30 protein-coding genes and 2 tRNA genes are annotated in these 26,432 nt (G+C 31.4%); 14 read left to right on the top strand and 18 right to left on the bottom strand.

Annotated features, from left to right (window positions below):
• From F7018_RS02500 to F7018_RS02485, 4 genes are all read right to left on the bottom strand, one after another.
• On the bottom strand, positions 1-879 hold the full coding sequence (locus F7018_RS02500) for a nuclear transport factor 2 family protein (RefSeq protein WP_150898393.1): 879 nt from the start codon (positions 877-879) through the stop codon (positions 1-3).
• A gap of 100 nt (positions 880-979) precedes the next feature.
• Entirely contained in the window at positions 980-1,858 is an 879-nt protein-coding gene (locus F7018_RS02495) for a helix-turn-helix domain-containing protein (RefSeq protein WP_150898392.1), read from the bottom strand.
• Positions 1,859-1,960: 102 nt separating this feature from the next.
• Entirely contained in the window at positions 1,961-3,172 is a 1,212-nt protein-coding gene (gene odhB / locus F7018_RS02490) for a 2-oxoglutarate dehydrogenase complex dihydrolipoyllysine-residue succinyltransferase (RefSeq protein ID WP_150898391.1), read from the bottom strand.
• Between the two features lie 34 nt (positions 3,173-3,206).
• Entirely contained in the window at positions 3,207-5,933 is a 2,727-nt protein-coding gene (locus tag F7018_RS02485) for a 2-oxoglutarate dehydrogenase E1 component (protein WP_150898390.1), read from the bottom strand.
• 259 nt (positions 5,934-6,192) lie between these two features.
• Between F7018_RS02485 and F7018_RS02480 the strand changes: the two genes are divergently transcribed.
• The 6 genes from F7018_RS02480 to bioA all read left to right on the top strand — a co-directional run bounded on the left by F7018_RS02480 (position 6,193) and on the right by bioA (position 9,837).
• A tRNA-Asn gene (locus F7018_RS02480) sits at positions 6,193-6,266 on the top strand.
• Between the two features lie 69 nt (positions 6,267-6,335).
• Positions 6,336-6,409: transfer RNA gene (locus F7018_RS02475), tRNA-Asn, on the top strand.
• Positions 6,410-6,453: 44 nt separating this feature from the next.
• Positions 6,454-7,578 (top strand): aminotransferase class I/II-fold pyridoxal phosphate-dependent enzyme, encoded by a 1,125-nt coding sequence (locus F7018_RS02470; protein ID WP_150898389.1) that lies wholly within the window; start codon positions 6,454-6,456, stop codon positions 7,576-7,578.
• Between the two features lie 11 nt (positions 7,579-7,589).
• Positions 7,590-7,967: a putative signal transducing protein gene (locus F7018_RS02465; RefSeq protein ID WP_150898388.1), complete on the top strand. Its 378-nt coding sequence runs from the start codon at positions 7,590-7,592 to the stop codon at positions 7,965-7,967.
• Positions 7,967-8,575: a dethiobiotin synthase gene (bioD, locus tag F7018_RS02460; protein WP_150898387.1), complete on the top strand. Its 609-nt coding sequence runs from the start codon at positions 7,967-7,969 to the stop codon at positions 8,573-8,575. Before F7018_RS02465 ends, bioD begins: the two co-directional genes overlap by 1 nt.
• Positions 8,572-9,837: an adenosylmethionine--8-amino-7-oxononanoate transaminase gene (gene bioA / locus F7018_RS02455; RefSeq protein ID WP_150898386.1), complete on the top strand. Its 1,266-nt coding sequence runs from the start codon at positions 8,572-8,574 to the stop codon at positions 9,835-9,837. The genes bioD and bioA overlap by 4 nt, the downstream gene beginning before the upstream one ends.
• Here bioA and F7018_RS02450 read toward each other — a convergent pair.
• On the bottom strand, positions 9,823-10,272 hold the full coding sequence (locus F7018_RS02450; RefSeq protein WP_150898385.1) for a cytochrome c oxidase assembly factor Coa1 family protein: 450 nt from the start codon (positions 10,270-10,272) through the stop codon (positions 9,823-9,825). The two genes, bioA and F7018_RS02450, sit on opposite strands and share 15 nt — an antisense overlap.
• A gap of 86 nt (positions 10,273-10,358) precedes the next feature.
• Between F7018_RS02450 and F7018_RS02445 the strand changes: the two genes are divergently transcribed.
• The 3 genes from F7018_RS02445 to F7018_RS02435 all read left to right on the top strand — a co-directional run bounded on the left by F7018_RS02445 (position 10,359) and on the right by F7018_RS02435 (position 13,752).
• The gene (locus F7018_RS02445) at positions 10,359-11,513 is read left to right on the top strand and encodes a beta-ketoacyl synthase N-terminal-like domain-containing protein (protein WP_150898476.1); all 1,155 of its coding nucleotides are present in this window, start codon (positions 10,359-10,361) and stop codon (positions 11,511-11,513) included.
• Positions 11,514-11,549: 36 nt separating this feature from the next.
• On the top strand, positions 11,550-12,704 hold the full coding sequence (gene bioB, locus F7018_RS02440; RefSeq protein ID WP_150898384.1) for a biotin synthase BioB: 1,155 nt from the start codon (positions 11,550-11,552) through the stop codon (positions 12,702-12,704).
• A gap of 178 nt (positions 12,705-12,882) precedes the next feature.
• Positions 12,883-13,752 (top strand): cupin-like domain-containing protein, encoded by an 870-nt coding sequence (locus tag F7018_RS02435; RefSeq protein WP_150898383.1) that lies wholly within the window; start codon positions 12,883-12,885, stop codon positions 13,750-13,752.
• A gap of 46 nt (positions 13,753-13,798) precedes the next feature.
• Here the strand turns inward: F7018_RS02435 and F7018_RS02430 are convergent, their stop codons facing one another.
• The 8 genes from F7018_RS02430 to panB all read right to left on the bottom strand — a co-directional run bounded on the left by F7018_RS02430 (position 13,799) and on the right by panB (position 18,165).
• Complete coding sequence (locus tag F7018_RS02430; RefSeq protein ID WP_150898382.1) at positions 13,799-14,176, bottom strand: hypothetical protein; 378 nt, start codon at positions 14,174-14,176, stop codon at positions 13,799-13,801.
• Between the two features lie 23 nt (positions 14,177-14,199).
• A complete protein-coding gene (locus F7018_RS02425) occupies positions 14,200-14,493 on the bottom strand; it encodes a TM2 domain-containing protein (protein ID WP_150898381.1) in 294 nt (97 codons plus the stop codon).
• Positions 14,494-14,525: 32 nt separating this feature from the next.
• Positions 14,526-14,918 (bottom strand): VOC family protein, encoded by a 393-nt coding sequence (locus tag F7018_RS02420; protein ID WP_150898380.1) that lies wholly within the window; start codon positions 14,916-14,918, stop codon positions 14,526-14,528.
• Positions 14,919-15,377, bottom strand: coding sequence for a DUF1801 domain-containing protein (locus F7018_RS02415; RefSeq protein ID WP_150898379.1), 459 nt, complete (start codon positions 15,375-15,377; stop codon positions 14,919-14,921).
• Between the two features lie 6 nt (positions 15,378-15,383).
• Positions 15,384-15,845, bottom strand: a complete 462-nt coding sequence (locus F7018_RS02410; RefSeq protein ID WP_150898378.1) for a DUF4199 domain-containing protein — start codon at positions 15,843-15,845, stop codon at positions 15,384-15,386.
• 81 nt (positions 15,846-15,926) lie between these two features.
• On the bottom strand, positions 15,927-16,337 hold the full coding sequence (locus F7018_RS18805) for a response regulator transcription factor (protein WP_150898377.1): 411 nt from the start codon (positions 16,335-16,337) through the stop codon (positions 15,927-15,929).
• 9 nt (positions 16,338-16,346) lie between these two features.
• Positions 16,347-17,303: a 2-hydroxyacid dehydrogenase gene (locus tag F7018_RS02400; RefSeq protein WP_150898376.1), complete on the bottom strand. Its 957-nt coding sequence runs from the start codon at positions 17,301-17,303 to the stop codon at positions 16,347-16,349.
• 43 nt (positions 17,304-17,346) lie between these two features.
• The gene (gene panB / locus F7018_RS02395) at positions 17,347-18,165 is read right to left on the bottom strand and encodes a 3-methyl-2-oxobutanoate hydroxymethyltransferase (protein WP_150898375.1); all 819 of its coding nucleotides are present in this window, start codon (positions 18,163-18,165) and stop codon (positions 17,347-17,349) included.
• 166 nt (positions 18,166-18,331) lie between these two features.
• Between panB and F7018_RS02390 the strand changes: the two genes are divergently transcribed.
• The 5 genes from F7018_RS02390 to F7018_RS02370 all read left to right on the top strand — a co-directional run bounded on the left by F7018_RS02390 (position 18,332) and on the right by F7018_RS02370 (position 21,338).
• A complete protein-coding gene (locus tag F7018_RS02390; protein WP_150898374.1) occupies positions 18,332-18,805 on the top strand; it encodes a nuclear transport factor 2 family protein in 474 nt (157 codons plus the stop codon).
• A 4-nt stretch (positions 18,806-18,809) separates the two neighbouring features.
• A complete protein-coding gene (locus F7018_RS02385) occupies positions 18,810-19,727 on the top strand; it encodes a TolB family protein (protein WP_150898373.1) in 918 nt (305 codons plus the stop codon).
• A 22-nt stretch (positions 19,728-19,749) separates the two neighbouring features.
• Complete coding sequence (locus tag F7018_RS02380) at positions 19,750-20,322, top strand: sigma-70 family RNA polymerase sigma factor (RefSeq protein WP_150898372.1); 573 nt, start codon at positions 19,750-19,752, stop codon at positions 20,320-20,322.
• Between the two features lie 6 nt (positions 20,323-20,328).
• A complete protein-coding gene (locus tag F7018_RS02375) occupies positions 20,329-20,589 on the top strand; it encodes a hypothetical protein (RefSeq protein ID WP_150898371.1) in 261 nt (86 codons plus the stop codon).
• Between the two features lie 107 nt (positions 20,590-20,696).
• A complete protein-coding gene (locus F7018_RS02370; protein ID WP_150898370.1) occupies positions 20,697-21,338 on the top strand; it encodes an O-methyltransferase in 642 nt (213 codons plus the stop codon).
• A gap of 6 nt (positions 21,339-21,344) precedes the next feature.
• On the opposite strand, the gene F7018_RS02365 is transcribed toward F7018_RS02370, so the two are convergent.
• From F7018_RS02365 to kbl, 5 genes are all read right to left on the bottom strand, one after another.
• Positions 21,345-21,623: a Sec-independent protein translocase subunit TatA/TatB gene (locus tag F7018_RS02365; RefSeq protein WP_150898369.1), complete on the bottom strand. Its 279-nt coding sequence runs from the start codon at positions 21,621-21,623 to the stop codon at positions 21,345-21,347.
• Between the two features lie 93 nt (positions 21,624-21,716).
• Positions 21,717-22,010, bottom strand: a complete 294-nt coding sequence (locus F7018_RS02360) for a FoF1 ATP synthase subunit delta/epsilon (protein WP_150898368.1) — start codon at positions 22,008-22,010, stop codon at positions 21,717-21,719.
• Positions 22,011-22,049: 39 nt separating this feature from the next.
• Complete coding sequence (gene atpD, locus F7018_RS02355) at positions 22,050-23,561, bottom strand: F0F1 ATP synthase subunit beta (RefSeq protein WP_150898367.1); 1,512 nt, start codon at positions 23,559-23,561, stop codon at positions 22,050-22,052.
• Between the two features lie 179 nt (positions 23,562-23,740).
• Positions 23,741-25,099: an OmpA family protein gene (locus F7018_RS02350; RefSeq protein ID WP_150898366.1), complete on the bottom strand. Its 1,359-nt coding sequence runs from the start codon at positions 25,097-25,099 to the stop codon at positions 23,741-23,743.
• Between the two features lie 120 nt (positions 25,100-25,219).
• The gene (gene kbl, locus F7018_RS02345; RefSeq protein WP_150898365.1) at positions 25,220-26,413 is read right to left on the bottom strand and encodes a glycine C-acetyltransferase; all 1,194 of its coding nucleotides are present in this window, start codon (positions 26,411-26,413) and stop codon (positions 25,220-25,222) included.
• Positions 26,414-26,432: the final 19 nt, after the last annotated feature.

Here is a 26,432-nt window from a genome sequence, read left to right as displayed (position 1 = left end):
TTAAAACTTACCATTTTTATGTGCCATTTCTGACGGAATTTCTTGAATTACATCCCAGTGTTCTACAATTTTACCATTCTTCAATCTGAATAAATCGTAAAATGCTTGAGGTTTACCATTCCATTCACCCTCACTCATGGTTAGTATAAAATTTCCTTCTCCTAATACTTTGTGAAGCTTTTGGTATTTGAACATGTTATTCTGTGATGTCAAATACTCTATTGCTTCATTTAATCCAGTTAAACCATCTTTCACCATTGGATTATGCTGTAAATATTCTTCACTACTTACATATTCAGTTATTTTTTGTGGAGCTTTACCAAACAAAACATCATTTACAAAATTGGTTACTATCTCTTTATTCGCTTTAGTTTTATCTATATCTGTTATTGCTGTTTCTCCATCTACTTGCGATCGTCCACTTGCTGTATTGTCTACTTTAACAGTAATATTATCCCAGTGTTCTGCAACCTTACCATTTTCCATTCTCCAAACATCAAACGCAACTACTTCCTTTCCTCCAAATGGTTCTGCATTATGATATGAGTTATGGAACACTATAAAATCGCCGTCTTGTAAAATTCTGTGAGTTGTATAAGTTGTTTTTCCTTCTTTTAATACTGGTAAAAAACCTAACACAGGTTCAATTCCTGTTGGAACATGTGGGTTGTGTTGTATATAATTTTTTGCAAAATATTTTTTGACTCCATCAACACTATAATCTTTGAAAAAAGCTTCTTGTGCTTTCTGTGCAATCCCTTTTAAATTCTCCATTTTTGTTTCTTTTTTAGTTATCGGTTTCGTTGTTATCTTTTTACGAGGTGTATCACAGCTTACTAAAACTATTGCACTTAGTAATACTATACTTATTTGTTTCATCCTTTTTTAAATTTTAAATGATAGGACAAAACTAATTTGAAATGATAGTTTGGTATAGGTTAACCTAGAGAATAAAAGGGTTAATATCGAACCTGTTTAATTATAAATTGTTTCTTTTAAATATATTAGGGGTTAATCCCGTATGTTTTTTGAAGTATTTTACAAAATTAGTGGATTCTTCAAACCCCATTTGATAGGCTAATTCTGTACTTTTAATAGTGGAATTCACTAAATTTCTTTTAGCTTCTAAAATTATAAAATCATCTATATACTCTTTTGCTGTTTTAGAAATAATCTCTTTACAAACTACATTCAAATGTTTGTAGGTTATATTCAATTTTTCAGCATAGTATACTGCATTTCTACTAAGTGTAAAATCCTTTTTTAGTATTGTTTGAAAAGATAAAAAGAGGGTTAACTTATCAGATTCTTTAATGTAATTTGTATGATTTCTTTTTACTTCTTCTACTTTTGAAAAAATAATATTGAATAGAGAATCTATAATATGTTTTCTATTAAATACTTCAGAAGTTTTATAAAACTCATTAAAAAGTAACTCAATGTATTTTGGAATATTTGAACTTTCTGGAATTTGGATTTGAGAAGAAAAAAGCTGTGGAGTTAGTAATCTAATTGCTGTATCTTGAGGAATATTACTTAACTGATTTTTAAAATATTCTTCTGTAAAAAGAATTAAAAATCCTTTCACATTTCCTTGAAATTTAAAAGCATTTACTTGTCCTTTTGATACATATATTATTGAGTTTTTTCGTACTTCATGCCAAACAAAATCTACCAAATGCTCTGTATTTGCCTCTGTATAAAATGCCAACTGATAAAACTCAAGTTGATGAGGCTTTTCAGGTAAATGATCTAAGCTATTCTTTTGTTTTTCTATACTTTCTAATGTGATTATCTCTACACCTTCTATTTCTGGCGATTTTGACTGAAACGATAAATTAGGTAGTTCTTTAATCATGTTTTATATATAGAAAGCTAAATATAAGATAAAGGTAATTAATCTCGTAAAAACAAAAAATCCCGCCAAAGCGGGATTTTTATATAATTAACTAAGAAAAAATTACATTTCTAATGCTTTCTTAGGGTTGTTATCCATTAATAACTCTACTGGGTTTTCTAATGCTTCTTTAACAGCTACTAAGAAACCTACAGACTCACGTCCATCAATAATTCTGTGATCATAAGATAAAGCCACATACATAATTGGTTGAATTACAACTTCACCGTTAACAGCCATTGGACGATTAACAATGTTGTGCATTCCTAAAATTCCACTTTGTGGAGGATTGATGATTGGTGTTGACAACATAGAACCGAATACACCACCATTAGTAATTGTAAAAGTTCCTCCTGTCATTTCATCAACAGTAATTTGACCATCACGAGCACGTAAAGCTAAACGCTTCACTTCGCTTTCTACTCCTCTAAATGATAAATTCTCTGCATTTCTAATTACTGGTACCATTAATCCTTTTGGACCTGAAACTGCAATTGAAATATCTTGGAAGTCGTGACTTATTTTGTAATCTCCATCAATCATAGAGTTTACATCTGGGTACATTTTTAATGCTCTAACAACAGCTAAAGTAAAGAAAGACATAAATCCTAAACCAACTCCATGCTTAGCTTTAAAATCTTCTTTGTACTCATTACGTAAATCGAAAATTGGCTGCATGTTTACCTCGTTGAATGTAGTTAACATTGCAGTTTCATTTTTAACAGAAACTAAACGTTGTGCCACTTTACGACGTAACATTGATAATTTTTTACGCTCTGAACTTCTAGAACCGTTAGCTGGCTGAGTTCCCATTGAAGGAACAGCTTTTACTGCATCTTCTTTAGTTACACGACCGTCTTTACCAGTTCCTTTTACTGCTGAAGCAGAAATTCCTTTTTCAGCTAAAATTTTCTTAGCTGCTGGAGATGCTGCTCCTGTTGCATAAGTTTCTTTAGCTGGTTCTGCTTTTGGAGCTTCTTTTTTCTCCTCAGCTTTTGGAGCTTCTTTCTTTTCAGCTCCTCCTTCTGGTTTTGCAGCACTCATATCAATATGACATACTACAGCTCCTACTGCTACTGCATCACCTTCTTCAGCTTTTAAAGTAATAATTCCACTCTCTTCTGCTGGTAACTCTAACGTTGCTTTGTCAGAATCAACTTCAGCAATAGGTTGATCTTTTTCTACATAATCTCCATCTTCAACTAACCAAGTTGCGATTTCTACTTCTGTAATTGATTCCCCCGGAGAAGGAACTTTCATTTCTAAAACACTCATGTTTTTTATTTTTATTCTGAAATACTTTCTTTATTTAATCAAAAACTTTGTCTAACACACGTTGGTGGCGACGCTTATAACGTGCACTTGAACCTGCTGCTGGTGCCGAATGATAATCTCTCGAAGCACACTCTAATTTAGCTAATTCAAAACGCTCTAACATATAACCCCAAGAACCCATATTTTTTGGTTCCTCTTGTGCCCAAACATAACGTTCTACATTTGGATATCTATCCATTACTTCCTTTATTTTATCGTTATGTAATGGGAATAATTGTTCAATTCTAATTAATGCTATATCTTCTCTTCCTAAACGCTCGCGTTCTTCTAACATATCATAGTAGAACTTACCTGTACAGAATACCATTTTTTTCACTTTAGCAGTATCAACTGTGTCGTCAATTACTTCCTGGAAAGCTCCATTTGCTAAATCTTCTATAGGATTTACTGCTTTTGGTAAACGTAATAAACTCTTAGGTGTAAAAACTACTAAAGGTTTTCTAAAATCACGTTTCATTTGACGACGTAATATGTGATACATATTTGCTGGTGTAGAACAATTCGCTACAGTCCAGTTGTCTATTGCCGATGATTGTAAGAAACGCTCAATTCTTGCCGATGAGTGCTCCGGTCCTTGACCTTCGTACCCATGAGGCAATAACATTACTAATCCGTTTTGTAATTTCCACTTATCTTCTGCCGATGAAATATATTGATCAAATACAATTTGAGCTCCATTGGCAAAATCACCAAACTGAGCTTCCCAAATAGTTAGCGTATTTGGAGCTGCCATGGCATACCCATAGTCAAAACCTAATACTCCATATTCTGATAAATGAGAGTTGAAAATAGTCATCTCTCCTTTATTTTTCGGATTTGTATTTAATAAATTAACACGTTCTAATGTTTCTTCATCACGCATAATTGCATGACGATGCGAGAATGTTCCTCTTTCTACATCTTCTCCAGATATACGTACATTATATCCTTCTTCTAATAAAGTTCCGTAGGCTAAATTTTCAGCCGTTCCCCAGTCTAACATATTATCTTCAAAGACCATTTTATCACGACCTTTCAAAATACGTTCTGCCTTTCTTACAAATTTATGTCCTTCTGGAGTTGTTGATATTACCTTAGCAATATCTTTTAATGCTTCAACCGAATAAGTAGTATCTACTGGTTGTAACATATCTTGTAATTGCTTACGAACAAATCCATCCCATACTTCTGGCATGAACTCCTGAATCTTAGAAGTTGTTTTCTTTTTAGACTCTGTAAATTCTGCTTCTAAATGTGCTTTGAATTCATTTGTAATTTCTTTTACATAATCAGTTGAAATACTACCTTCTTCAACTAATTTTGCTGCATATATTTCTTTTGCATTTTTATGCTTAGAAATTGCTTTATATAATTTTGGCTGAGTAAAACGAGGTTCATCACCTTCGTTATGTCCATATTTACGATAACCTAAAAGATCAATGTAAATATCTTTTTTGAACTTAGTTCTATATTCTACAGCCATTTCCATTGCATGACAAACTGCTTCTGCATCATCTGCATTTACATGCAATACTGGTGATAATGTTACTTTAGCCACATCTGTACAATAGGTACTAGAACGTGCATCTAAGTAATTAGTTGTAAAACCTACCTGGTTATTTACTACCACATGAATAGTACCTCCAGTTTTATAACCATTTAAAGTCATCATTTGCCCTACTTCATAAACAATTCCTTGTCCAGCAATAGCAGCATCTCCATGAACTAAGATTGGTAAAATCTTACCATTATCTCCTTTATAATCTAAATCTATTTTAGCACGAACAATTCCTTCAGCTACAGCATCAACTGTTTCTAAGTGAGATGGATTTGGAACCAAATTCATCTTCATTGTCTGTCCGCCTTTGTATTCTTTACTTAAAGTTAAACCTAAATGGTATTTTACATCTCCATCTATATCTTGATCTTCAAAATCTTTTCCTTCAAACTCGCTAAATAAATCACGAACTGGTTTCTTAAAAATATTTACCAGTGTATTTAAACGACCACGATGTGCCATACCTAACACACATTCTTCTACTCCATATTTCTCGGCAGCATCACGAAGTGCAACACTTATACCAGGAATTAATGTTTCCCCTCCTTCTACAGAAAAACGCTTTTGACCTACATACTTTGTTTGTAAAAAGCTCTCAAAAGTAGAAGCTTGATTCAGTTTAGTAAGTATGTACTTTTTTGCCTCTAAGTCGTAACTAGGGTGATTATCATTTTTATTTAAACGATTTTGCCACCATTTTAACTCCTCTGGGTTTCTTAGATACATATATTCCACTCCAATACTATCGCAATAAATTGCTTTTAGGTGTGAAATGATTTCTGATAAAGAGCTTGGCCCCATACCTAAAATTTCTCCTGCATTAAAAACTGTGTTTAAATCAGCTTTTGTCAGTCCAAAATTTTCAATATCTAAAGTAGGTGTATATTTTCTTCTATCACGAACTGGATTTGTTTTTGTAAACAAATGTCCACGAGTACGATAACCATTAATTAAATCGATTACCAAAAATTCTTTGCGTACTTCTTCAGGAACTTCGATTGCAACCTCATCATCCGTTAACGAATAATTTTCGTTTGCTAAATCATATCCTTGAAAAAAACTTCTCCAACTTGGTTCCACCGCATCAGGATTTTTCTGATATTGTTCGTACAAATCACCTATAAAACCTGAATGTGCTGCGTTTAAGAACGAAAACTTGTCCATATATATTTTTATGCTTTTCTATCAATAAGAATAATGCTGACAAAAATACAACTTTTAGTAAAAACAAGACTTTTTTTCTTGCTTATTTTAACTAGCATAATCTCCCTCTTCGAAGCTTTGTATTAAAAAATAACGAAAAATAAACTTCTGAAAACCAGAATCAAATAAAATTAATTGTATTTTTTATTAAAAATAATTTGCAGATATAAAAAAAGCCCTTAAATTTGCACTCGCATTTTAAAACAAGTTCGTTTTAAATTCCTCCTTAGCTCAGTTGGTTAGAGCATCTGACTGTTAATCAGAGGGTCCTTGGTTCGAGTCCAAGAGGGGGAGCTAAAATGCTAAAGGCAACGTAGGAGCCGATAATTTCTACAACATACATATTTTGTTCTATAAGAACATTCCTCCTTAGCTCAGTTGGTTAGAGCATCTGACTGTTAATCAGAGGGTCCTTGGTTCGAGTCCAAGAGGGGGAGCAAAAAGACTTACAAATTTGTAAGTCTTTTTTTATTTTTGCACTATGTCATTTCCTAAGAAACTTACTGCTAAATTACTCCAACGTAAAGAAAACAATTCTCTAAGATCACTTGGAAAAGAAATTAACTTAGTTGATTTTTCTTCTAATGACTATTTAGGTTTAGCCAAATCAGAAATTGTATTTAATAATGTTCATCAATTTTTAGTAGCGCAAAATATCAAACAAAATGGAGCTACTGGTTCTAGACTTTTATCTGGAAACCATAAATTATACCCACTAGTTGAAAAACAGTTAGCTGAATTTCACAATTCAGAATCTGCTCTAATTTTTAATTCTGGATATGATGCAAACATCGGATTTTTCTCTTCCGTCCCACAACGTGGAGATATTATTTTATATGACGAATTTATACATGCTTCTATTCGAGATGGCATACAACTTTCAAACGCTAAAGCTTATAAGTTTAAACATAATGACCTTTTAGATTTAGAAGAAAAAATTATTCGTCTGAACGACTCAAATAACAATAACGAAATTTATGTGATAACAGAATCTGTTTTTTCTATGGATGGAGACAGTCCAAATCTTAAAGAAATTGTTCAGATTTGTAAAACCAACAAAGCCTATTTAATAATTGATGAAGCTCATGCCATTGGTGTTTTCAATAAAGGTTTAGTTGAAACTACAGAAATACACAATGATATTTTTGCTAGGATTGTCACTTTTGGAAAAGCATTAGGATGCCATGGTGCTGCAATTATATCTTCTAATGAATTAAAAAATTATCTCATTAATTTCTCAAGAAGTTTTATTTATACCACAGGCCTATCCCCTCATGCTGTAGCCACCATTAGTTTTGCCTATAAAGAGCTCCCTAAACTTAAAGAGCAATTACAAAAGAACATCCTCTTTTTCACTAAAGAAACACAACGTTTAAATCTTAATTTTATTAAGAGTGAATCCGCAATCCATTGTTGTATTATTCCAGGAAACGAAAAAGTAAAACTGATAGCTCAAAAGCTTCAAGAAAAAGGATTTGATGTGAAACCGATTTTATCTCCTACTGTTAACAAAGGGGAAGAAAGACTACGCTTTTGCTTACACAGTTATAATTCTTTTGAAGAAATTACCAGTGTTTTAGAGAACCTTGCTACTTTTGCTTTATAAAATTAGCATAAATGAACGATAATCATGTAATTCTAACTGTATTTGAGTATTCAACCGAAGCTCAAGTAATTAAATCTAAATTGGATTCTGAAAACATTAGAACCATGTTAATGGATGAAAAAACTATTGATTCTGACCCTTTATTAAGTCAGGCAATAGGAGGAGTGAAATTATTAGTTCATAAAGATGATTTGGAAAAAGCATTAGTTATATACAACGAAATTAGAGAATACGAAAAAGATGAGAACGGAGTATCTTATCAATGTGGCAAATGCAAATCATCAAGAATTCTTGTTGCACCACCTCAACGAAAAAGTTTCTTTTTTATGCTTTTTCCCTTTTTTGAAAGTAGAAAATTAATTTGTAACGATTGTAAAACAATCTTTTAATGAAAAAATATTTTATCACTGGTATTTCCACAGAAGTGGGAAAAACAGTAGCTTCTGCTATTGTTACCGAAGCTCTAGAAGCAGACTATTGGAAACCTGTTCAAGCTGGCGAATTAGATAATTCTGATGCTCATAAAGTTGAACAACTAATTTCTAATTCTACAACAACCATTCATACTAACGCATACGCATTAAAAACTCCTATGAGTCCACATGCTGCTGCTGAAATAGACAATATAAGCATTGAACTTTCTAACATAACTGAACCAAAAACATCAAACAATTTAGTTATTGAAGGTGCTGGTGGGTTATTAGTACCTTTAAATAATACAGACACTATTTTAGATATTATAAAACCTGATTATAAAGTAATTGTGGTTTCTCGCCATTATTTAGGAAGTATTAACCATACCTTATTAACCATAAATCTTTTAAAAGAAAAAGGTTTTGATGTTTCTTTGATTTTTTCAGGTGATGAACATCCTACTACTGAATCAATTATTAAAAAAATGACAGGCGTTTCTGTTATTGGAAGAATTGACGAAGAACCATATTTCGATCAAAATGTTATTCGTGAGTATGCTGACCTTTTTAAAGATAAATTATGACACTACAAGAAAGAGATAAACAACACTTATGGCATCCTTTAAAGCAGCACCAAACACATCCAGATAGTTTAGGTATTGTAAAAGCCAAAGGTTGTATTTTAACCGATGAGAACGGTAACGAATATATTGATGCTATTTCTTCCTGGTACACTTGTATGTTTGGTCACTGTAATGACTTTATTACCAATAAGGTTTATAAACAAATGCAAACATTAGATCAAATAATGTTTAGTGACTTTACACATGAACCTGCTGTTGCTTTATCGGAAGAGTTAATTAAGATACTACCAAAAAACCAGAATAGAATATTCTTTAACGACAATGGTTCAACAGCTGTTGAAGCTGGAATTAAAATGGCTTTGCAGTACTATTTTAACAAAGGCGAAAAAAGGAATACTTTCGTTGCTTTTGAAAACGGTTTTCATGGAGATACATTTGGTGCTATGTCTGTATCCGGACTCTCTGTTTACAATGGTCCTTTTGAAGATTTCTTAATGGATATTAAACGTATTCCAGTTCCTAACGAAAACAATAATCAAGAAATTTTAACACTATTAAAACAAATTGTTAGCGAGAATAGTATTGCTGGTTTTATATACGAACCTTTAGTTCAAGGTGCTGCTGGTATGAAAATTCATAAAGCAGAAGATTTAGATTCTGTTTTACAATTTTTTAAAAACAATGATATTTTAACTATTGCTGATGAAGTAATGACTGGGTTTGGTAAAACTGGAAATAATTTTGCATCTGATGAAATTGCCACAAAACCTGATATTATTTGTTTAAGTAAGGCCCTAACAGCTGGTTTGGTTCCTATGGCTATTACTTCTTGTACCGAAGATATTTACAATGAGTTTTTAAGTAATGATATTGCCAAAGGCTTTTTCCATTGTCATACGTATTCTGCAAATCCAATAGCATGTAGTGCTGCTTTGGCGAGTATTGAATTATTACAGAGTGATGAAATTCAAAAAAATATTCAAAGAATTTCAAAAGCTCATCAAGATTTTTCAAATCAAATAGCCAATCATGTTAAGGTTACTGAGGTACGTTCGAAGGGAGTCATTTTAGCTATTGATTTAAAAACCAATGCTGGAAGATATGGTACATTAAGAGATCAGCTATTAAAATCTTTTATGGACAAAGGTGTATTTTTAAGACCTCTTGGAAATACTATTTATATACAACCTCCTTATGTAATTACTGAACAACAATTACAAAAGGTATATACAACAATTAAAGAGGTTCTAGATACTTTCTAGAACCTTTTCATTTTCCAGTAAATTTATTTCTTCTTGGGTTTCTTTTATACGCACATATAAATCTTCATAAACCCACTCTCCATCAGTTTTAATTCCTTTTACTATTAAAGTTCCTTCTCCTTTACTACCACGAATTGGAATAGAAAAATCAACATCGCCATCATTATTTCTTAATGAAATATTCCCTGAAGGAATACCATATTTTTCAATATTATCACCAAGTAAAGAAATTACCTTCTCATTATTCCTTACTTGTTCCATAGCATACTCTATCGGTGTTGCATTATCTATCATTTTAGAAACACCAAAAATTGCAGCACCAATTCCAAATACAAAAAACAAAACAATCAAGAGACAACCACATCCACAACCTCCAACAGGAACTGCCCACATCCAATTTCTACCAAACCAACTTTTTTCATGCTTTTCATCCATAGATTTAATATTTAATGACAAGATAACTATTAAATTTCTTCATGTTACCTGATTTTAACTTTATTTTTGTCAAAATTTTAAATGTGTTGAAAGAACGTATTTCTATAACAGCAATGGCATCTGTTTCTTCGGTAGGAAGTTCCCAAAATGAAATTTGGAATAACTACCTTAATACGAAACATTATCTAAGTAGTAAGAGTTTTGATAATTTTAAAGCTCATGTAGCTCAATTATCTGATGACATTAAAAATGAAATAAATCAATTAAAGCATTCCGATAATAAGTATAAAAACTTAGACGAAACAGTTTTATATACTTTATATGTAGCACGAAAAGCTATTAAAGATGCAAACTGGAATTCTCAAGATAATTTTGGAATTAATATAGGTTCTTCACGTGGAGCAACTTCTTTATTTGAAAAATACCATAAGGAGTTTTTAGAATCAGGAAAATCATCAACATTAAGTTCTCCTACAACAACTTTAGGAAACATTTCGTCATGGATTGCACATGACTTACAAAGTAATGGCCCTGAAATTTCACATTCTATTACTTGTTCTACTGGTTTACACTCTTTATTAAATGGAGTTGCTTGGTTACAATCTGGAATGACTAATAAATTTATGATTGGTGCTAGTGAAGCCTCTCTAACAGATTTTACTATTGCGCAAATGCAAGCTTTAAAAGTATATTCAAAAGAAACAGATGAATATCCTTGTAAAGCTTTTGATATGACAAAAACAAAAAACACCATGGTTTTAGGAGAAGGAGCTGCTGTTTTTTGCTTAGAATCTGAAATCTCTGAAAATGCAATTGCTTTTATTGATAATGTAGGATATGCCACTGAAGTATTAAAACACAATACATCAGTTACTACAGATGCTGAATGCTTTCAGAAATCCATGAAAATGGCTTTGAAAAATATTTCTCCTGAGGAAGTAGATGCTATTGTTATGCATGCCCCAGGAACTATAAAAGGAGATCAATCAGAAATAAATGCTATCAAGGCTATTTTTGGAAATAATCAACCTTTTTTAACAACCAATAAATGGAAAGTTGGACATACTTTTGCTACTTCTGGATTATTAAGTTTGGAATTAGCTATTTTAATGTTACAACATCAAAAAACAATAGAAGTACCATTTGCAGAAAAGCAAAAACAACCAGAAAAACTAACAAAAATCCTAGTAAACGCTGTAGGTTTTGGAGGAAATGCAGTTTCTGTGTTACTATCTAAATAATATCCTTATTTTTACCCCAACAAACAACTTGAATTCATGAGCGAAGTAAGACATAACTGGACGAAAGAAGAGATTCTAGAAATATATAACAAACCTATGATGGAGCTTTTATACGAAGCTGCTACCATTCATAGAAAAAGTCACGACCCAAACGTAGTACAAGTTTCTACATTACTATCTATAAAAACTGGTGGATGTTCTGAAGACTGTGGATATTGTCCACAAGCTGCACGTTACCATACTGATATTAATGGAAACGATTTAATGTCTGTACAGCAAGTAAAAGCACAAGCTTTAAGAGCTAAAGCAGGTGGTAGTTCTCGTGTATGTATGGGAGCTGCTTGGAGAAATGTAAAAGACGGACCTGAGTTTGATCAAGTTTTAGAAATGGTAAGAACTATTAATAAACTTGATATGGAAGTATGCTGTACTTTAGGTATGGTTACTGAAAATCAAGCGCAACGTTTAGCTGAGGCTGGACTATATGCTTATAATCACAATTTAGATTCTTCAGAAGAATACTATAAAGAAGTAATTTCTACACGTGGATACCAAGATAGATTAGATACTATTGATAATGTTCGTAAAACAAATGTAACTGTTTGTTCTGGTGGAATTATTGGTATGGGAGAATCTGCTGAAGATAGAGCTGGAATGTTAGTTGCTTTATCAACTTTAGATCCACAACCTGAATCTACCCCAATTAACGCTTTAGTTGCAGTTGAAGGAACTCCTTTAGAAGATGAAAAACCTGTAGAAATTTGGGATATGGTTCGTATGGTAGCTACTACAAGAATTGTATTACCAGAAACACAAGTACGTTTATCGGCTGGTAGAACTCAGATGAGTAGAGAAGGTCAAGCAATGTGTTTCTTTGCTGGTGCAAATTCTATTTTTGCTGGAGATAAATTACTAACAACTCCAAATCCTGATGTAGATGAAGACATGAAAATGTTTAAGTTATTAGGATTAAACCCTCAAAAACCATTTACTAAAAAGGTACAACCAAGAACAGTTGAGGCTGAAGATTCTAATTTTGAAACTTTAGGTGAAAAACCAAAATGGTCTCGTCCTGATCATAAAATTGAGCGTAACGAAAAAAAGAAACAAGAGGCAAAAGAGATAAAAAAGCAAACTCTTAAAATTAAGAGAATGTTAACTGATGAACCTCAAAAAGAAACTATAAAATAACTTAAAAAAGAACTACTAAATAGTAGTTCTTTTTTTATACATATAAGTTTGTGACATAATCGCTTATTGTTTAAATAGACTCTTTAAATCAACTTTGATTTAATACATTTTTTAACAAGAATCTTTCTAAATAATTTGGAAACGTTTTCTTAACTTTGCTTCTCTAAAAATTGGGCCCATGGGATTACAGTTACAACAAGTAGATAGAGTTGAAACGATAACAAAAGAAGATTTTATTAAAAACTACTTCAAACCTCAAAAGCCAGTAGTTATTGAGCGTTTTATTGAAGATTGGCCAGCTTTTAACAAATGGTCATTAGAATACATGAAGGAAGTTGCTGGAGACAAAACTGTTCCTTTATACGACGACAGACCAGTAGATTACAAAGATGGATTTAATGAGCCTCATGCCACTATGAAAATGAGTGAGTATGTTGATTTATTAAAAAGAGAGCCTACAAAATTCCGTATTTTCTTATGGAATATTTTAAAAGAAGTTCCTGTACTTCAAAAGGATTTTAAATTTCCTGACTTTGGTTTACGCTTAATGAAAGGTTTACCAATGTTATTTTTTGGAGGTAGAGATTCTTATACTTTCATGCATTATGATATTGATTTAGCTAATATTTTTCATTTTCATTTTGAAGGTAAAAAGAAGTGTATATTATTTGATCAAAAGCAAAATAAGTACCTATATAAAATACCTCATTCATTAATTACAAGAGAAGATATTGACTTTAACGATCCTGATTTTGACAAATGGCCTGCTTTAAAAAAGGCAAAAGGTCATATTGCTGAATTAGAACATGGAAATGTTTTATATATGCCTGAAGGTTATTGGCACTATATGCGTTATGTAACTCCAGGTTTTTCTATGAGTTTACGTGCTATTGCTCGTAATCCTAAAAATTTAGGAAAAGCTATATATAATGTATTTATTATGCGTACTGTTGATAATGTAATGAGACGTATTAGAGGTCAAAAGTGGATTGATTGGAAAAACGAACAAGCCATTATTAAAACAAATAAAGCAAATAAGATTGCATAAAAAAAGCGCCAAAATTGGCGCTTTTTTTTATTTTATGCTGCTTATTTTATTTCCCAAATAAGCGTTGAAAGAAATTTTTTGTCTTAGTTGTAGCTTCTTTAAGTTCTTCTTGAGTCTCTTCTGCAAAATCTGCTACATGTTCATCAGCTTCTCCAGCTAGTTCTGATGCTTTTTCTGTTACATTTTCCATGATCTCTCTTGCATCATCTATAAATTCGCTAGTAGACTCTTTTATTTTCTGCACAGACTCTTCTGATACTATATCACTAACTTTATCTTTTATATCTTCTACAGCATCAACAACATGTTCTCCTGTTTCTCCTACAAGTTCTGAAGCTTTTTCCGTTACTTTATCCATAACGTCTTTTGCTTTATCTAAACCTTCATTTAAACTATCTTTAAACTTATTATTTTCTGCTTCCATTTCTTTCAATATTTTAAGTTAATTTAAAACCAACCTCTACTGTTTGTCTGATAAGTATATACAAACTCTTCATCTGATTTTGTTAAATAGATAATTCCTTCTACTAAGCCTATTACTCCCATAGCCCAACTAGCAATACCACAAGTAATAATTCCAAGAATAAAAGTACCAACCAACATTATTATCCCCTCTTTTGTATAACCTAATATAAATTTATGAATCCCTAAGGGTCCTAAAATAATAGCTAAGACTCCTGCTAATACTCTTTTACTTTCTTGGTTTGGAACTGCATTTCCATTTTCATCAATTATATTCATGTTTTTCTTTTTAATTATTAATTGCCCTAAATTTATAAAAAAGCATCATCTTTTGGTTCCCATAATTCAATTTTATTTCCATCTAAATCAACAATCCATCCAAACTTACCATAATCGTACTCTTCAATTTTATCAATTACTGTAACTCCTTTTTCTTTAAGTTCTTCTAATAACTCCACTAAATTTTCAACACGATAGTTAAACATAAAGTCTTTCTCGGATGGCTTAAAATAGTTTGTGTCCTTTGGAAATGGACTCCACTGAGTTGAGGCTTTTTTCCCTTCATTATCTTTCCACCAAAATGTACAACCCCAATCATCCGTATTAAATCCTAAATTATTTTTATACCAATCTTTCGTTTTATTTGAATCTTCTGTTTTAAAAAACAAACCACCTATACCTATTACTCTACCCTTCTTCTTCATTTATTTCTTTTTTACATTTGTTTCATAAATACCTATCCATTCTTCTACCGTCATTTTTGTAGTTAATTCTGCTATTAAATCAAATGGAATTTCTTCTATTTTTTTAAATCGTATACAGCTTTTACCCATATCTAATTTTCTTTTACAATGTTTAGGATATTCAGCCACAAACCAATCTAATAATTCTTTCTTAGCATAAATTCCGCTGTGATATAAATTAATTGAATTTTTCTGTGAAGCAATATTCATAAATGGTAAAGGTAAACTGGTATCGCAATGATATCCATCTGGATAAATTGAATGTGGCACGTAATAACCAATCATATTATAATTAATTCCTTCTTCAAAACCTTTTGGAAGATTCTCTTTAATTGTTTTACGTAATCTTTCCATAATTACTTGTCTTTCCTCAGGAATTTGGGCAATATATTCTTCTGGTGTATCGGCTTTATACTGCATAATGATTTATTTACGTTGTAAAAATAAGGCTGACAATAAAGATATAATAAATCCTATTATACTAACCAAAACTATCATAAATAGAGCAGCAGTGGTACTTGTCATTTCAATTATTTCTGCTTCTCTACCTTGTTTTATTAGCATATCTTCATAACTTTTAAAAAAGTCGGGATTTATAAATTCTGTATATATAAAATCTGCTATACCAATTCCTATTCCTACCATTAAAGAAATAAGTGTTCCAATAGTTATAGCTTTTCCTAATGAAATAATTCCATTATTAACATTATCTCGATAATGTTTTATTCCGAAATAAATAAACGATAGTGATATAAATATTGAGATGTATCCTAATATTTCATTCGTACCGTAATCTAAGTTTTCAATCCCTAAAACAAGGTGAAGAGTAAAAACTATAAGGCCTGTTAAAAAACCATAAACTCCATACTTTAGTATTGTGCTTTTCATTTGAGTATCTTTTTAAATTTCTGTTAAAACTAAAGAATACCTTCAAAAACAAGCTCATACTAAAGTACCAAAAACATATTTTTATAAAATTTGAAGAGATTTTGCTACTTGAACTGCTTGAGTTCTTCGTTTAGAATTTAGTTTTACAAGAATATTTGACACATGAGTTTTTATTGTGCTTTCTGATAAAAATAAAGACTCCGCTATTTCTTTATTTGACAATCCTTCTGCTATTTTTTGAAGTACCTCATACTCTCTCTTGGTTATACTCAGTTCTTCTATTTTTTTATGATTTATTTCTGTAGATATAACTTTTGATTTATTCAAACTCTTTTTATTGATATAAATTCCAATAAAAAAGAAAATCACAGCTATAAATCCAATTATTATTTCAGTTTTTAAACTTCCTGAAACAACAGCATATTTACTAATTTCAAAAAGAAAAAATAAAGCTAAAATAAGCGCACTAAAAATGAAAACCGTTTTTCTCATTTCGTCAAGTTAACAAAACTTTGCTTTAATCTTATCAACTATTGTTTGCGCTAACTTTTCTTTACTTTCTATAGTCCAGCCTGCCACATGCGGAGAAAGAATTACATTTTCCGCATTAATTAAATACTGAAACGCTTCTGGCATTTCTACTTTTCCTGAAATGTCTTTTTTCTGAAATAAATTTTCAAATGACTTTTTCTCATATTCTAAAACATCTAAACCAGCTCCTAAAACTTTTTTATTTTTTAGAGCTTCTACTAGATCTTCCGTTACTATTGATTTTCCTCTTGCTGTGTTAAGTATCCAAAAAGGTTTTGAGAATTGATTAATAAATGTAGAATTCACCATATTTATAGTCAATTCTGTCTGAGGAGTATGAAGACTTAAAACATCTGCTTTTTCTTGTAATTCTTCCAATGATACTTGCTTACAATTCTCGTCTCCAACATTTGGTTTTATATCATAACAAATTACTTCTACATCAAAACCTCTTAACTTTTTAGCAAAAGCTTTCCCCATGTTTCCATAACCTATTAAACCTACTATTTTTCCATCTAACTCAATTCCTCTATTATTTTCTCGTAGCCATTTTCCTTTTCTTACCTCGGCATCTGCTTTATTCAGTTTATTAAAAAGAGAAAGCAACATACCCAATGTATGTTCTCCAACAGCATTTCTATTTCCTTCTGGTGCTGAAATTAAATAAACTCCTTTTTCTTCAGCATAATTACAATCTATATTCTCCAAACCTGCTCCAACTCTACCTATAAATTTTAGATTTGTTGCTTTATCTAAAAATTGTTGATCAATTGTAAATCTACTTCGAATAATAACCCCATCGTATTGATGAATTTTTGCTTCTATTTCTGACTTTGTTGAAGTATAATCTTCCTCATTTATAAAACCTAAATCGTTTAACTGATTTAATAATAATGAATGATTTGAATCTAAGTGAAGTATTTTCATTTTAAATATAAAAAAACCTTCTTAATCAGAAGGCTTGTAATAGTTAATATTGCTCTTTTTCATTAGGGAAATCTTGCGACTTCACATCTTCTATATAGCTTTGAAAAGCGTTTGTCATTTCTCCATACAAGTCTAAATATCTACGTAAAAAACGAGGATTAAACTCATGTGTCATTCCAAGCATATCGTGTGTTACTAGTACTTGTCCATCTACTCCACCACCTGCTCCAATTCCAATAACAGGAATCGTTAAACTCTTAGCTACTTTTTCTGCTAAAACTGCAGGAACTTTTTCTAAAACCAGAGCAAAACATCCTAATTTTTCTAATAATTTTGCGTCTTCTAATAACTTATTGGCTTCCTCTTCTTCTTTTGCTCTTACTGTGTACGTACCAAATTTATAAATAGATTGAGGTGTTAATCCTAAATGACCCATAACAGGAATTCCTGCTGTTAAAATTCTAGAAATTGATTCAGCAATCTCACTTCCTCCTTCTAACTTTACTGCATGTCCTCCAGACTCTTTCATTACTTTAATGGCAGATTCTAAAGCACTTTTAGAATTTCCTTGATACGTTCCAAAAGGTAAATCAACAACTACCAAACTACGTTCTGCTGCTCTAATTACAGAACTTGCATGATAAATCATTTGATCTAATGTAATTGGCAAAGTTGTTTCATGCCCAGCCATTACATTCGAAGCTGAATCTCCAACTAAAATCACATCAACTCCAGCTCCATCAACAATTTTTGCCATTGTATAATCATAGGCAGTAAGCATGGATATTTTTTCTCCATTAGCTTTCATCTCAACTAATGATTTTGTGGTAATTCTTTTGTATTGTTTTTTAGCTACTGACATTGTTTTTAATTTTCTAGTCTGTAAAAATACACATTTATTCTATTGAACAATTTACTTTAAGGAACTTCTATTATTATTCAATTCATAGAAAACTAGTTAATCTTCTGTTAATTATATTTTCTCTCTTTTCTTTTTTAATAGCTTTACTATCTAAATTCTAACAAATATGCATAAAATTACTACTGTCCTAATAGTACTTATTCTTACAAGTGTTGCTAATGCTCAAAGCAAAAATGAACACGATATGATTAAAAAAACTATCGATACTTTTTTTGAAGGACTTCACAAAGGTGATAGTGCTATTGTTGGCAAGACACTTCATTCTTCTGTTAAAATACAAACGACTTTTACCAACAAAAAGGGTGAAAAAAAGTTGGCTACTGAAAGCAGAGAAAATCTTCTAGCAAAAATTGCAGATAAAAAACCTGAACACAAATATTTTGAAAAACTTTTGTCATACGATATTAAAGTGGACGGTAATTTAGCCTCGGTTTGGACTCCTTATGAATTCTATTTTAATGATAAGTTTAGTCATTGTGGAGCCAATTCTTTTCAACTATTTTATAATAATGGAAAATGGGAAATTATTTATTTAGTAGACATGAGGCGTAGAAGTAGTTGTAAATCTGTAAAAAAATAGTTTAATGAAGAAATACTTACTTTTTTGTTTTTTAATATCAAGCATAGGGTTTTCTCAAAATCCTAAAATGTTTTTACCAAAGTTATTTAAAGATTTGCCTAACGTGAGAGACTTTTCTATGAGTAAAAGTGGAGATGAATTTTATTTTACTGTTGAAAGTTATGCTAAAGAATATTCATTTATTGCTTTTTCTAAAAAAATAAATGGCAAATGGACTAAACCTGAAGCTGTAGCTTTTTCTGGACAGCATAAAGATTTAGAACCTTTTTTATCTCCTGATGGTTTAAAACTGTTTTTTGCTTCAAATAGGGTTAATAATAATTCTTCAGAAGTAAAAAAAGACATGGATATATGGTATGTTACCAGAAATAACCTTTCGGATAATTGGTCAGAACCTAAAAATATTGGCGCTATAGTTAATACTTCTAAAGACGAATTTTATCCCTCTGTTACAAATAAGGGAGATCTTTTCTTTACTGCTCAATATGAAAATTCAAAAGGAAAAGAAGATATTTATGTTAGTAGATTTATAGATGGAGAGTATACTAATCCTACCTCTTTAAGTAATAAGATAAATTCAGAAAAATATGAATTTAACGCTTTTGTAGCACCGGATGAAAGTTTTATAATATTTACTTCTTATGGAAGAAAAGATGATTTAGGACGTGGCGATTTGTACATAAGTAGAAAAGATAAAAACAATAATTGGTTACCTGCTGAACATTTACAAAATGGTATTAATTCAAGAAAACTAGATTATTGTCCGTTTGTGGATATGAAGAATAATGTTCTTTATTATACCACTAATAAAAGTTCAATTCCTAAAAGCTTTAAAAAGAGAAAAAAATTAACCGAAATTATTAATTACGTAAATATTAATCCTAATGGATTAAGTAGGATTTATCAGACTACATTTAAATAAAAAATAGCTTATATTTGACGCAATGAACCGAACTGATAAATCCAACACTTTATCTCCAAATAAATGGGTAGATAACTATGCTGATTATTTATTTAATTATGCTATAGTTCGTGTTAATGATTCCAATATAGCTAAAGATTTAGTCCAAGAAACATTTTTTGCTGGACTTAAATCTGCGAAAAACTTTGAAGGTAAATCAACCGAGAGAACTTGGTTAGTTTCAATTTTAAAGAGAAAAATAATTGACTATTATCGAAAAATTAATTCTAAAAAAGGTCAAGCTGAAGTTAGAATGAATTTTTATGATAATGGTGAAAATGAAGGTAACTGGATTGAGGAACGTGTACCTCAGTCTTGGAATAATGAAGCTGAAAAGAGTATTGAAAACAACGAATTGAAGTCTCAAATAGATGAATGTATAGGACATCTTCCTGAAAAATATGCTATGGTTTTTAGGATGAAAACTATTCAAGAATTTGAAACTGAAGAAATTTGTAAGGAATTAGATATCACTCCGTCGAACCTATGGGTTATTATTCATAGAGCGAGAACTCAGCTAAGAAACTGTATGGAAAAGAACTGGTTTAATAAGTAAAAAACAATGTTTAAAAATTTTAAAATAACATGCGATGAAGCTACTACTATTTGTGATAAAGCACAATATGGTGAAGCTTCATTTTACGAGAAATTACAACTTAATTGGCATATTTTAGTTTGCAAAGTTTGTGCTTTATATTCTAAACAGAATAAAAAGATGACACACATTTTTAAAATGAAAGCTAATGATTGTAAAAACGAAACACAGTGTTTATCTAATAAAGATAAAGAAGCTTTAAAGGAACAATTAAGTCAATTTAATTAACGACTTTGATCTGAATAAGATCAATTTTTGATTTTTTGTTAGATTGAAACGGAATTTATGCTACAATAGATTCCGTTTTTTTATACCTTTGATTTAAAAATATATTCATGCATTTTCTTCCTGAAAAAATTGATGATTACGTTGTTAGTCATTCTCAACAAGAGCCTCAAATCCTTCAAGAATTAACAAGAGAAACTTGGCAAAAAATATTAAATCCAAGAATGTTAAGTGGTGCTTTTCAAGGCAGAGTGTTATCTATGATATCTAAATTAATTCAACCCAAATCTATTTTAGAAATTGGAACCTATACTGGATATTCTGCTTTATGTTTAGCCGAAGGTTTACAAAAAGAAGGGATTCTCTATACTATTGATAAGAATGAAGAACTGGAAGAGCTTCAATATAAATACTTTCAAAAATCTGAATTTAGAGAACAAATCAAGCAAATTATAGGAAATGCTATAGATATTATTCCTTCTATAGATGACACCTTTGATTTAGTATTTATTGATGCAGATAAATCTAATTACTTAAATTATTTTGATTTAATTATCGATAAAATGAATACTGGTGGGATCATTTTATCTGACAATGTACTTTGGAGTGGTAAAGTAGTAGAAGCTTTAAATCCTAAGGATATTGACACAAAAATTCTTTTAGAGTATAATAGAAAGTTAAATGAAGATGATCGCTTAGAAACCGTATTATTACCAATTAGAGATGGTTTGACTATAAGCCGAGTAAAATAAAAGTTTTTATCTTCTTTTAATCGGTCCTGTGAAGTCATCTATATTTTCTTTAACTTCATTTACTTCTTTATTTATATCTCTTACAAAATCGGTATCAATACCTTGATTTTTGGCGCTATCGTTTATTTCTTTTTTAATATCGTTAGTTGCGTCTTTAATTTGTCGCATACCTTTTCCTAATCCTCTTGCTATTTCAGGAATTTTATCTGCTCCAAATAACATCACCACTAATAATAAGATTACAAAAATCTCAGGCCCTCCTATAAATAAAAATATTCCGTTCATAAGTACAAAGATAATTAATTTCGATAGTTTAATGATTTATAAAACAAAAAAAGCCAAACACTATGTTTGGCTTTTTCTTATTATTTAAATCAATTAGTCTGCTAGAATAATTGCTTTATTTTCTTTCATTTCTAAAGTTCCAGACTTTATACTTAAAGTTAAAACTTTATCATCTTCTGGTAAACTTACAATACTACCATGCAAGTCATCAAAAACTTTATGGTCTTGAGTATGTACATGTACTTTTACTGTTCCTTCGTTTAAAATAGATACAACTGGTGCGTGATTATTTAAAATCTGGAATTCACCATTTATACCTGGTACAGTAACAGAATCTACCTCAGATGAAAACAAAATAGCTTCTGGTGTTACAATTTCTAAAAACATAATTTCAATAGAATTAATTATTGTTAATTGTTAATTGAATTATGCTTCAGCTAACATTTTCTCACCAGCATCAATTGCTTCTTGTATAGAACCTCTTAAATTAAACGCTGCCTCTGGGTACTTATCTAACTCTCCATCCATAATCATATTAAATCCTTTGATAGTGTCTTTAATATCAACTAAACATCCTGGGATACCAGTAAACTGCTCAGCTACGTGGAATGGTTGAGATAAGAAACGTTGTACACGACGTGCTCTGTGAACTACTAATTTATCTTCCTCAGATAATTCTTCCATACCTAAGATTGCGATAATATCTTGTAATTCTTTATATCTCTGTAAAATTTCTTTTACTCTTTGTGCAGTGTTATAGTGCTCATCACCTAAAATTTCTGGTGATAAAATTCTAGAAGTAGAGTCTAATGGATCTACTGCTGGATAAATACCTAACTCAGCAATCTTACGAGATAATACAGTTGTTGCATCTAAGTGAGCAAACGTTGTTGCTGGTGCTGGATCCGTTAAATCATCCGCAGGTACATAAACTGCCTGTACAGAAGTAATAGATCCTTTCTTAGTAGAAGTAATACGCTCTTGCATTGCTCCCATCTCTGTTGCTAATGTTGGTTGGTAACCTACCGCTGATGGCATACGACCTAATAATGCCGATACCTCAGAACCTGCTTGTGTAAAACGGAAGATATTATCAACGAAGAATAATACATCTTTTCCTTGAGCTTCTCCTGCACCATCACGGAAATATTCAGCAATAGTTAAACCAGATAAAGCTACACGTGCACGTGCTCCAGGTGGCTCATTCATTTGACCGAACACGAATGTTGCTTTAGAGTCTCTCATTCCTGGTTTATCAACTTTAGATAAATCCCATCCTCCTTCTTCCATAGAATGCATAAAATCATCACCATATTTGATAATTCCAGATTCTAACATCTCTCTTAATAAATCATTTCCTTCACGAGTTCTCTCTCCAACTCCTGCAAATACAGATAAACCTCCGTGTCCTTTTGCAATGTTGTTAATTAACTCCTGAATTAATACTGTTTTACCTACTCCAGCTCCTCCAAATAATCCAATCTTACCTCCTTTTGCGTAAGGCTCAATTAAGTCAATTACTTTAATTCCAGTAAATAATACTTCAGTAGAAGTTGATAATTCGTCAAATTTTGGTGCTTGACGGTGGATAGATAATCCTGAATCACCAGATTTTGGCAAGTCTCCTAATCCATCAATAGCATCACCAGTTACGTTGAATAAACGACCATAAATATCATTTCCTATTGGCATTTGAATTGGATTTCCTGTAGCTACTACTTCCGTACCTCTACTTAATCCATCAGTTGCATCCATAGAGATTGTACGAACCGTATCTTCTCCAACATGTTGTTGTACTTCTAAAACTAAAGTTGAACCATCAGCTTTTTTAATTTCTAATGAATCGTAAATCTTTGGTAATTCAGCATTTTCTGTATTAAACTCAACATCGATAACTGGACCAATAATTTGAGAAACTTTACCTGTTATTGTAGACATTACTATATGTAATTAAAGTTATTTAATTTGCTATGTGAGCTTTAGCTCCTTTTTTCAAGGTGCAAAGGTAATTTTTTTAAAGGAATTTAAAAAACCTTTTAAACTATTTTTCATAAAAAAAAGCATATAAAAAAAGCCTCGCAAATGCGAGGCTTCAATTATGTATATTTTTGGTTAAATTATTTTACTAATTTAATCTCTACACGTCTGTTTTGTGCTCTACCAGCTCTAGTTTTGTTATCAGCGATTGGGTAATCTTCACCAAATCCTTGAGATGATAATCTGTTAGCAGCAACTCCAGCTTTACCTACTAAGTAATCTAATACAGCTTTAGCTCTTCTTTGAGATAACTTCATGTTAGTTGAAGCTCTACCTTGGCTATCTGTATGTCCTTGAATACTAAAGTTAGCTTTTGGATATTCTTTCATAATACCAGCAATTAAATCTAATTTACCAGTAACTCCTGTTCTGAAAGTAGTTCTTCCAGAGTTAAAGTAGATAGCTCTTGCGAAATCATTTAATTTCTTTACAGCTTCTTCTTTAATTACAACCTCAGGACATCCGTTGTTAGAAGCAACTCCGGCAACTTTAGGACACTTATCGTCTTTATCTAAAACTCCGTCACCATCAGTATCTGGCCAAGGGCATCCACCATTCTCAGCTGGACCTGCAGTGTTAGGACACTTATCTTTACCGTCAACTACACCGTCTCCGTCAGCATCAGGACATCCGTTGTTAGCTTTAGTTCCTTTTTCAGTTGGACAAGCATCATCTTTATCAGCAATACCGTCACCATCTGTATCAGGGCATCCGTTTAAAGCAGCTAAACCAGCTACTTCTGGACAAGCATCATCAGAATCTTTGATTCCATCACCATCAGTATCAGGACATCCGTTGAATTCTTTTAATCCTGCAACTTCTGGACAAGCATCATCTTTATCGTATACACCATCTCCGTCAGTATCTTTACCTCCGAATTTGAATACTAAACCTACAGAATGTTGAAAGTGATCTCTTACTTTATCTGCAAACTCTTTCTTAGCTCCTGACTGGAAGTTTAACCCTAGATTTTCATTAAACCAAGTATTAAAACCTAAACCAGCATTTAACATTCCTTCGCTATTATCTCCTAAAGAAGTGTATCCTCCCCCTAAATATACATAAGGATCAAACCAAGAAGTATCTCCAAATAAATTATTTAAGTCATATTTTACATTTGCATCGATAGCCCAATAAAGCTCATCCATATCGTTTTTAGCAGCAAAATGCTCAATTTTATTAATAGATCCTGCTAACTGTAAAGTAAACCCGTCACTTAAATATCTGTCAACAGTAATTCTAGAAATTGAAGGTAAAATATTCCAGTCACTAGTACCGATATAATCTTTTGCATAATCTCCAAACTTAGTTGGGATTCTTACGTCAACTGCGTTGACACCAAATCCAACCGCCCATGGGTTGTCTGAATCCTGTGCGTTTACAGTTCCTACAGTAGCGAACGTAAACAAAGCTATCACAGCTAATTTGATTTGTTTCATTATTAAAAATTTAAATTAAAAGTTCGTTTATATATAGCGCAAATGTAAGTTGTTAAAACTTATTTACAAAAGCAAATCTACAAAAACTTATAATAAATACAAGTTTTTACCTTAATATCTTTATATCACATTTAACTCTTTTCCTACTCTAACAAAAGCATTTACAGCTTTATCTATGTGCTCTTTTTCGTGTGCTGCTGATAATTGAACTCTTATTCTAGCTTGTTCTTTTGGCACTACCGGATAGAAAAATCCAATCACATAAATTCCTTCTTCTAATAGTTTATTAGCCATTACTTGTGATAACTTAGCATCGTATAACATTACAGGTACAATTGCAGCATCTGCACCAACTAAATCAAAACCGGCACTCTCCATTTCTGTTCTGAAATAATTTGTATTCCACTCTAATTTATCTCTTAAAGTAGTATCATTTGACAACAAATCAAATACTTTTAAAGAAGCTCCTACAATTGCTGGCGCTAATGAATTTGAAAATAAATATGGACGTGAGCGTTGACGTAAGATTTCAATAATTTCTTTTTTACCTGTAGTATAACCTCCCATTGCTCCCCCAAGAGCTTTTCCTAATGTTCCTGTAACTATATCTACACGATCCATTACGTTTTTCAGTTCTACAGTACCTCTTCCTGTTTTTCCAATAAACCCTGCTGCATGACATTCATCAACCATTACTAACGCATCATACTTATCTGCTAAATCACAAATTTCATCTAATTTAGCTACAATTCCATCCATAGAAAAAACACCATCCGTTACTATGATTTTAAATCTATGGTTATGTTTATTTGCTTCTATTAATTGTTCTTCTAACGAAGCCATATCATTATTTGCATAACGGTATCTTGCTGCTTTACACAAACGAACTCCATCAATAATTGAAGCATGATTTAAACTATCAGATATAATAGCATCTTCTTTTGTTAATAAAGGCTCAAAAACTCCTCCGTTTGCATCAAAAGCTGCTGCATATAAAATAGTATCTTCTGTTGTATAAAAATCTGCTATCTTTTTTTCTAAATCTTTATGGATATCTTGAGTTCCGCAAATAAATCGTACTGAAGACATTCCAAATCCATGAGTATCCATTGTATCTTTCGCTGCCTGAATTACCTCTGGGTGGTTTGACAACCCTAAATAATTATTTGCACAAAAGTTAATTACTTCTTCTCCTGTTGAAACTTTAATTACTGCATCTTGTGATGATGTAATAATTCGTTCAGATTTATACAATCCAGCATCTTTAATATCTTGAATTTCTTGCTGTAATTGTTCTTTTATTTTTCCGTACATAATTTATGTTTGAAAGTTG

This window comes from Tenacibaculum aiptasiae (genome assembly GCF_008806755.1).
GTDB lineage: Bacteria > Bacteroidota > Bacteroidia > Flavobacteriales > Flavobacteriaceae > Polaribacter > Polaribacter aiptasiae.
This window is presented reverse-complemented; position numbering and strand designations above follow the sequence as displayed.

Excerpts from the sequence above, each read along its gene's own strand:
- F7018_RS02350 (WP_150898366.1), bottom strand. The coding sequence starts at position 25,099 with ATGAAACAAATCAAATTAGCTGTGATAGCTTTGTTTACGTTCGCTACT.
- F7018_RS18805 (WP_150898377.1), bottom strand. The coding sequence starts at position 16,337 with ATGAGAAAAACGGTTTTCATTTTTAGTGCGCTTATTTTAGCTTTATTT.
- atpD (WP_150898367.1), bottom strand. The coding sequence starts at position 23,561 with ATGTCTACAATAACAGGTAAAGTTTCTCAAATTATTGGTCCAGTTATC.
- F7018_RS02375 (WP_150898371.1), top strand. The coding sequence starts at position 20,329 with ATGTTTAAAAATTTTAAAATAACATGCGATGAAGCTACTACTATTTGT.
- F7018_RS02420 (WP_150898380.1), bottom strand. The coding sequence starts at position 14,918 with ATGAAGAAGAAGGGTAGAGTAATAGGTATAGGTGGTTTGTTTTTTAAA.
- F7018_RS02410 (WP_150898378.1), bottom strand. The coding sequence starts at position 15,845 with ATGAAAAGCACAATACTAAAGTATGGAGTTTATGGTTTTTTAACAGGC.
- F7018_RS02390 (WP_150898374.1), top strand. The coding sequence starts at position 18,332 with ATGCATAAAATTACTACTGTCCTAATAGTACTTATTCTTACAAGTGTT.
- bioB (WP_150898384.1), top strand. The coding sequence starts at position 11,550 with ATGAGCGAAGTAAGACATAACTGGACGAAAGAAGAGATTCTAGAAATA.
- F7018_RS02425 (WP_150898381.1), bottom strand. The coding sequence starts at position 14,493 with ATGAATATAATTGATGAAAATGGAAATGCAGTTCCAAACCAAGAAAGT.
- F7018_RS02500 (WP_150898393.1), bottom strand. The coding sequence starts at position 879 with ATGAAACAAATAAGTATAGTATTACTAAGTGCAATAGTTTTAGTAAGC.
- F7018_RS02385 (WP_150898373.1), top strand. The coding sequence starts at position 18,810 with ATGAAGAAATACTTACTTTTTTGTTTTTTAATATCAAGCATAGGGTTT.
- F7018_RS02360 (WP_150898368.1), bottom strand. The coding sequence starts at position 22,010 with ATGTTTTTAGAAATTGTAACACCAGAAGCTATTTTGTTTTCATCTGAG.
- F7018_RS02470 (WP_150898389.1), top strand. The coding sequence starts at position 6,454 with ATGTCATTTCCTAAGAAACTTACTGCTAAATTACTCCAACGTAAAGAA.
- bioA (WP_150898386.1), top strand. The coding sequence starts at position 8,572 with ATGACACTACAAGAAAGAGATAAACAACACTTATGGCATCCTTTAAAG.
- F7018_RS02485 (WP_150898390.1), bottom strand. The coding sequence starts at position 5,933 with ATGGACAAGTTTTCGTTCTTAAACGCAGCACATTCAGGTTTTATAGGT.
- F7018_RS02465 (WP_150898388.1), top strand. The coding sequence starts at position 7,590 with ATGAACGATAATCATGTAATTCTAACTGTATTTGAGTATTCAACCGAA.
- F7018_RS02430 (WP_150898382.1), bottom strand. The coding sequence starts at position 14,176 with ATGGAAGCAGAAAATAATAAGTTTAAAGATAGTTTAAATGAAGGTTTA.
- bioD (WP_150898387.1), top strand. The coding sequence starts at position 7,967 with ATGAAAAAATATTTTATCACTGGTATTTCCACAGAAGTGGGAAAAACA.
- odhB (WP_150898391.1), bottom strand. The coding sequence starts at position 3,172 with ATGAGTGTTTTAGAAATGAAAGTTCCTTCTCCGGGGGAATCAATTACA.
- F7018_RS02400 (WP_150898376.1), bottom strand. The coding sequence starts at position 17,303 with ATGAAAATACTTCACTTAGATTCAAATCATTCATTATTATTAAATCAG.
- F7018_RS02380 (WP_150898372.1), top strand. The coding sequence starts at position 19,750 with ATGAACCGAACTGATAAATCCAACACTTTATCTCCAAATAAATGGGTA.
- F7018_RS02365 (WP_150898369.1), bottom strand. The coding sequence starts at position 21,623 with ATGAACGGAATATTTTTATTTATAGGAGGGCCTGAGATTTTTGTAATC.
- F7018_RS02415 (WP_150898379.1), bottom strand. The coding sequence starts at position 15,377 with ATGCAGTATAAAGCCGATACACCAGAAGAATATATTGCCCAAATTCCT.
- F7018_RS02495 (WP_150898392.1), bottom strand. The coding sequence starts at position 1,858 with ATGATTAAAGAACTACCTAATTTATCGTTTCAGTCAAAATCGCCAGAA.
- panB (WP_150898375.1), bottom strand. The coding sequence starts at position 18,165 with ATGTCAGTAGCTAAAAAACAATACAAAAGAATTACCACAAAATCATTA.
- kbl (WP_150898365.1), bottom strand. The coding sequence starts at position 26,413 with ATGTACGGAAAAATAAAAGAACAATTACAGCAAGAAATTCAAGATATT.
- F7018_RS02370 (WP_150898370.1), top strand. The coding sequence starts at position 20,697 with ATGCATTTTCTTCCTGAAAAAATTGATGATTACGTTGTTAGTCATTCT.
- F7018_RS02450 (WP_150898385.1), bottom strand. The coding sequence starts at position 10,272 with ATGGATGAAAAGCATGAAAAAAGTTGGTTTGGTAGAAATTGGATGTGG.
- F7018_RS02435 (WP_150898383.1), top strand. The coding sequence starts at position 12,883 with ATGGGATTACAGTTACAACAAGTAGATAGAGTTGAAACGATAACAAAA.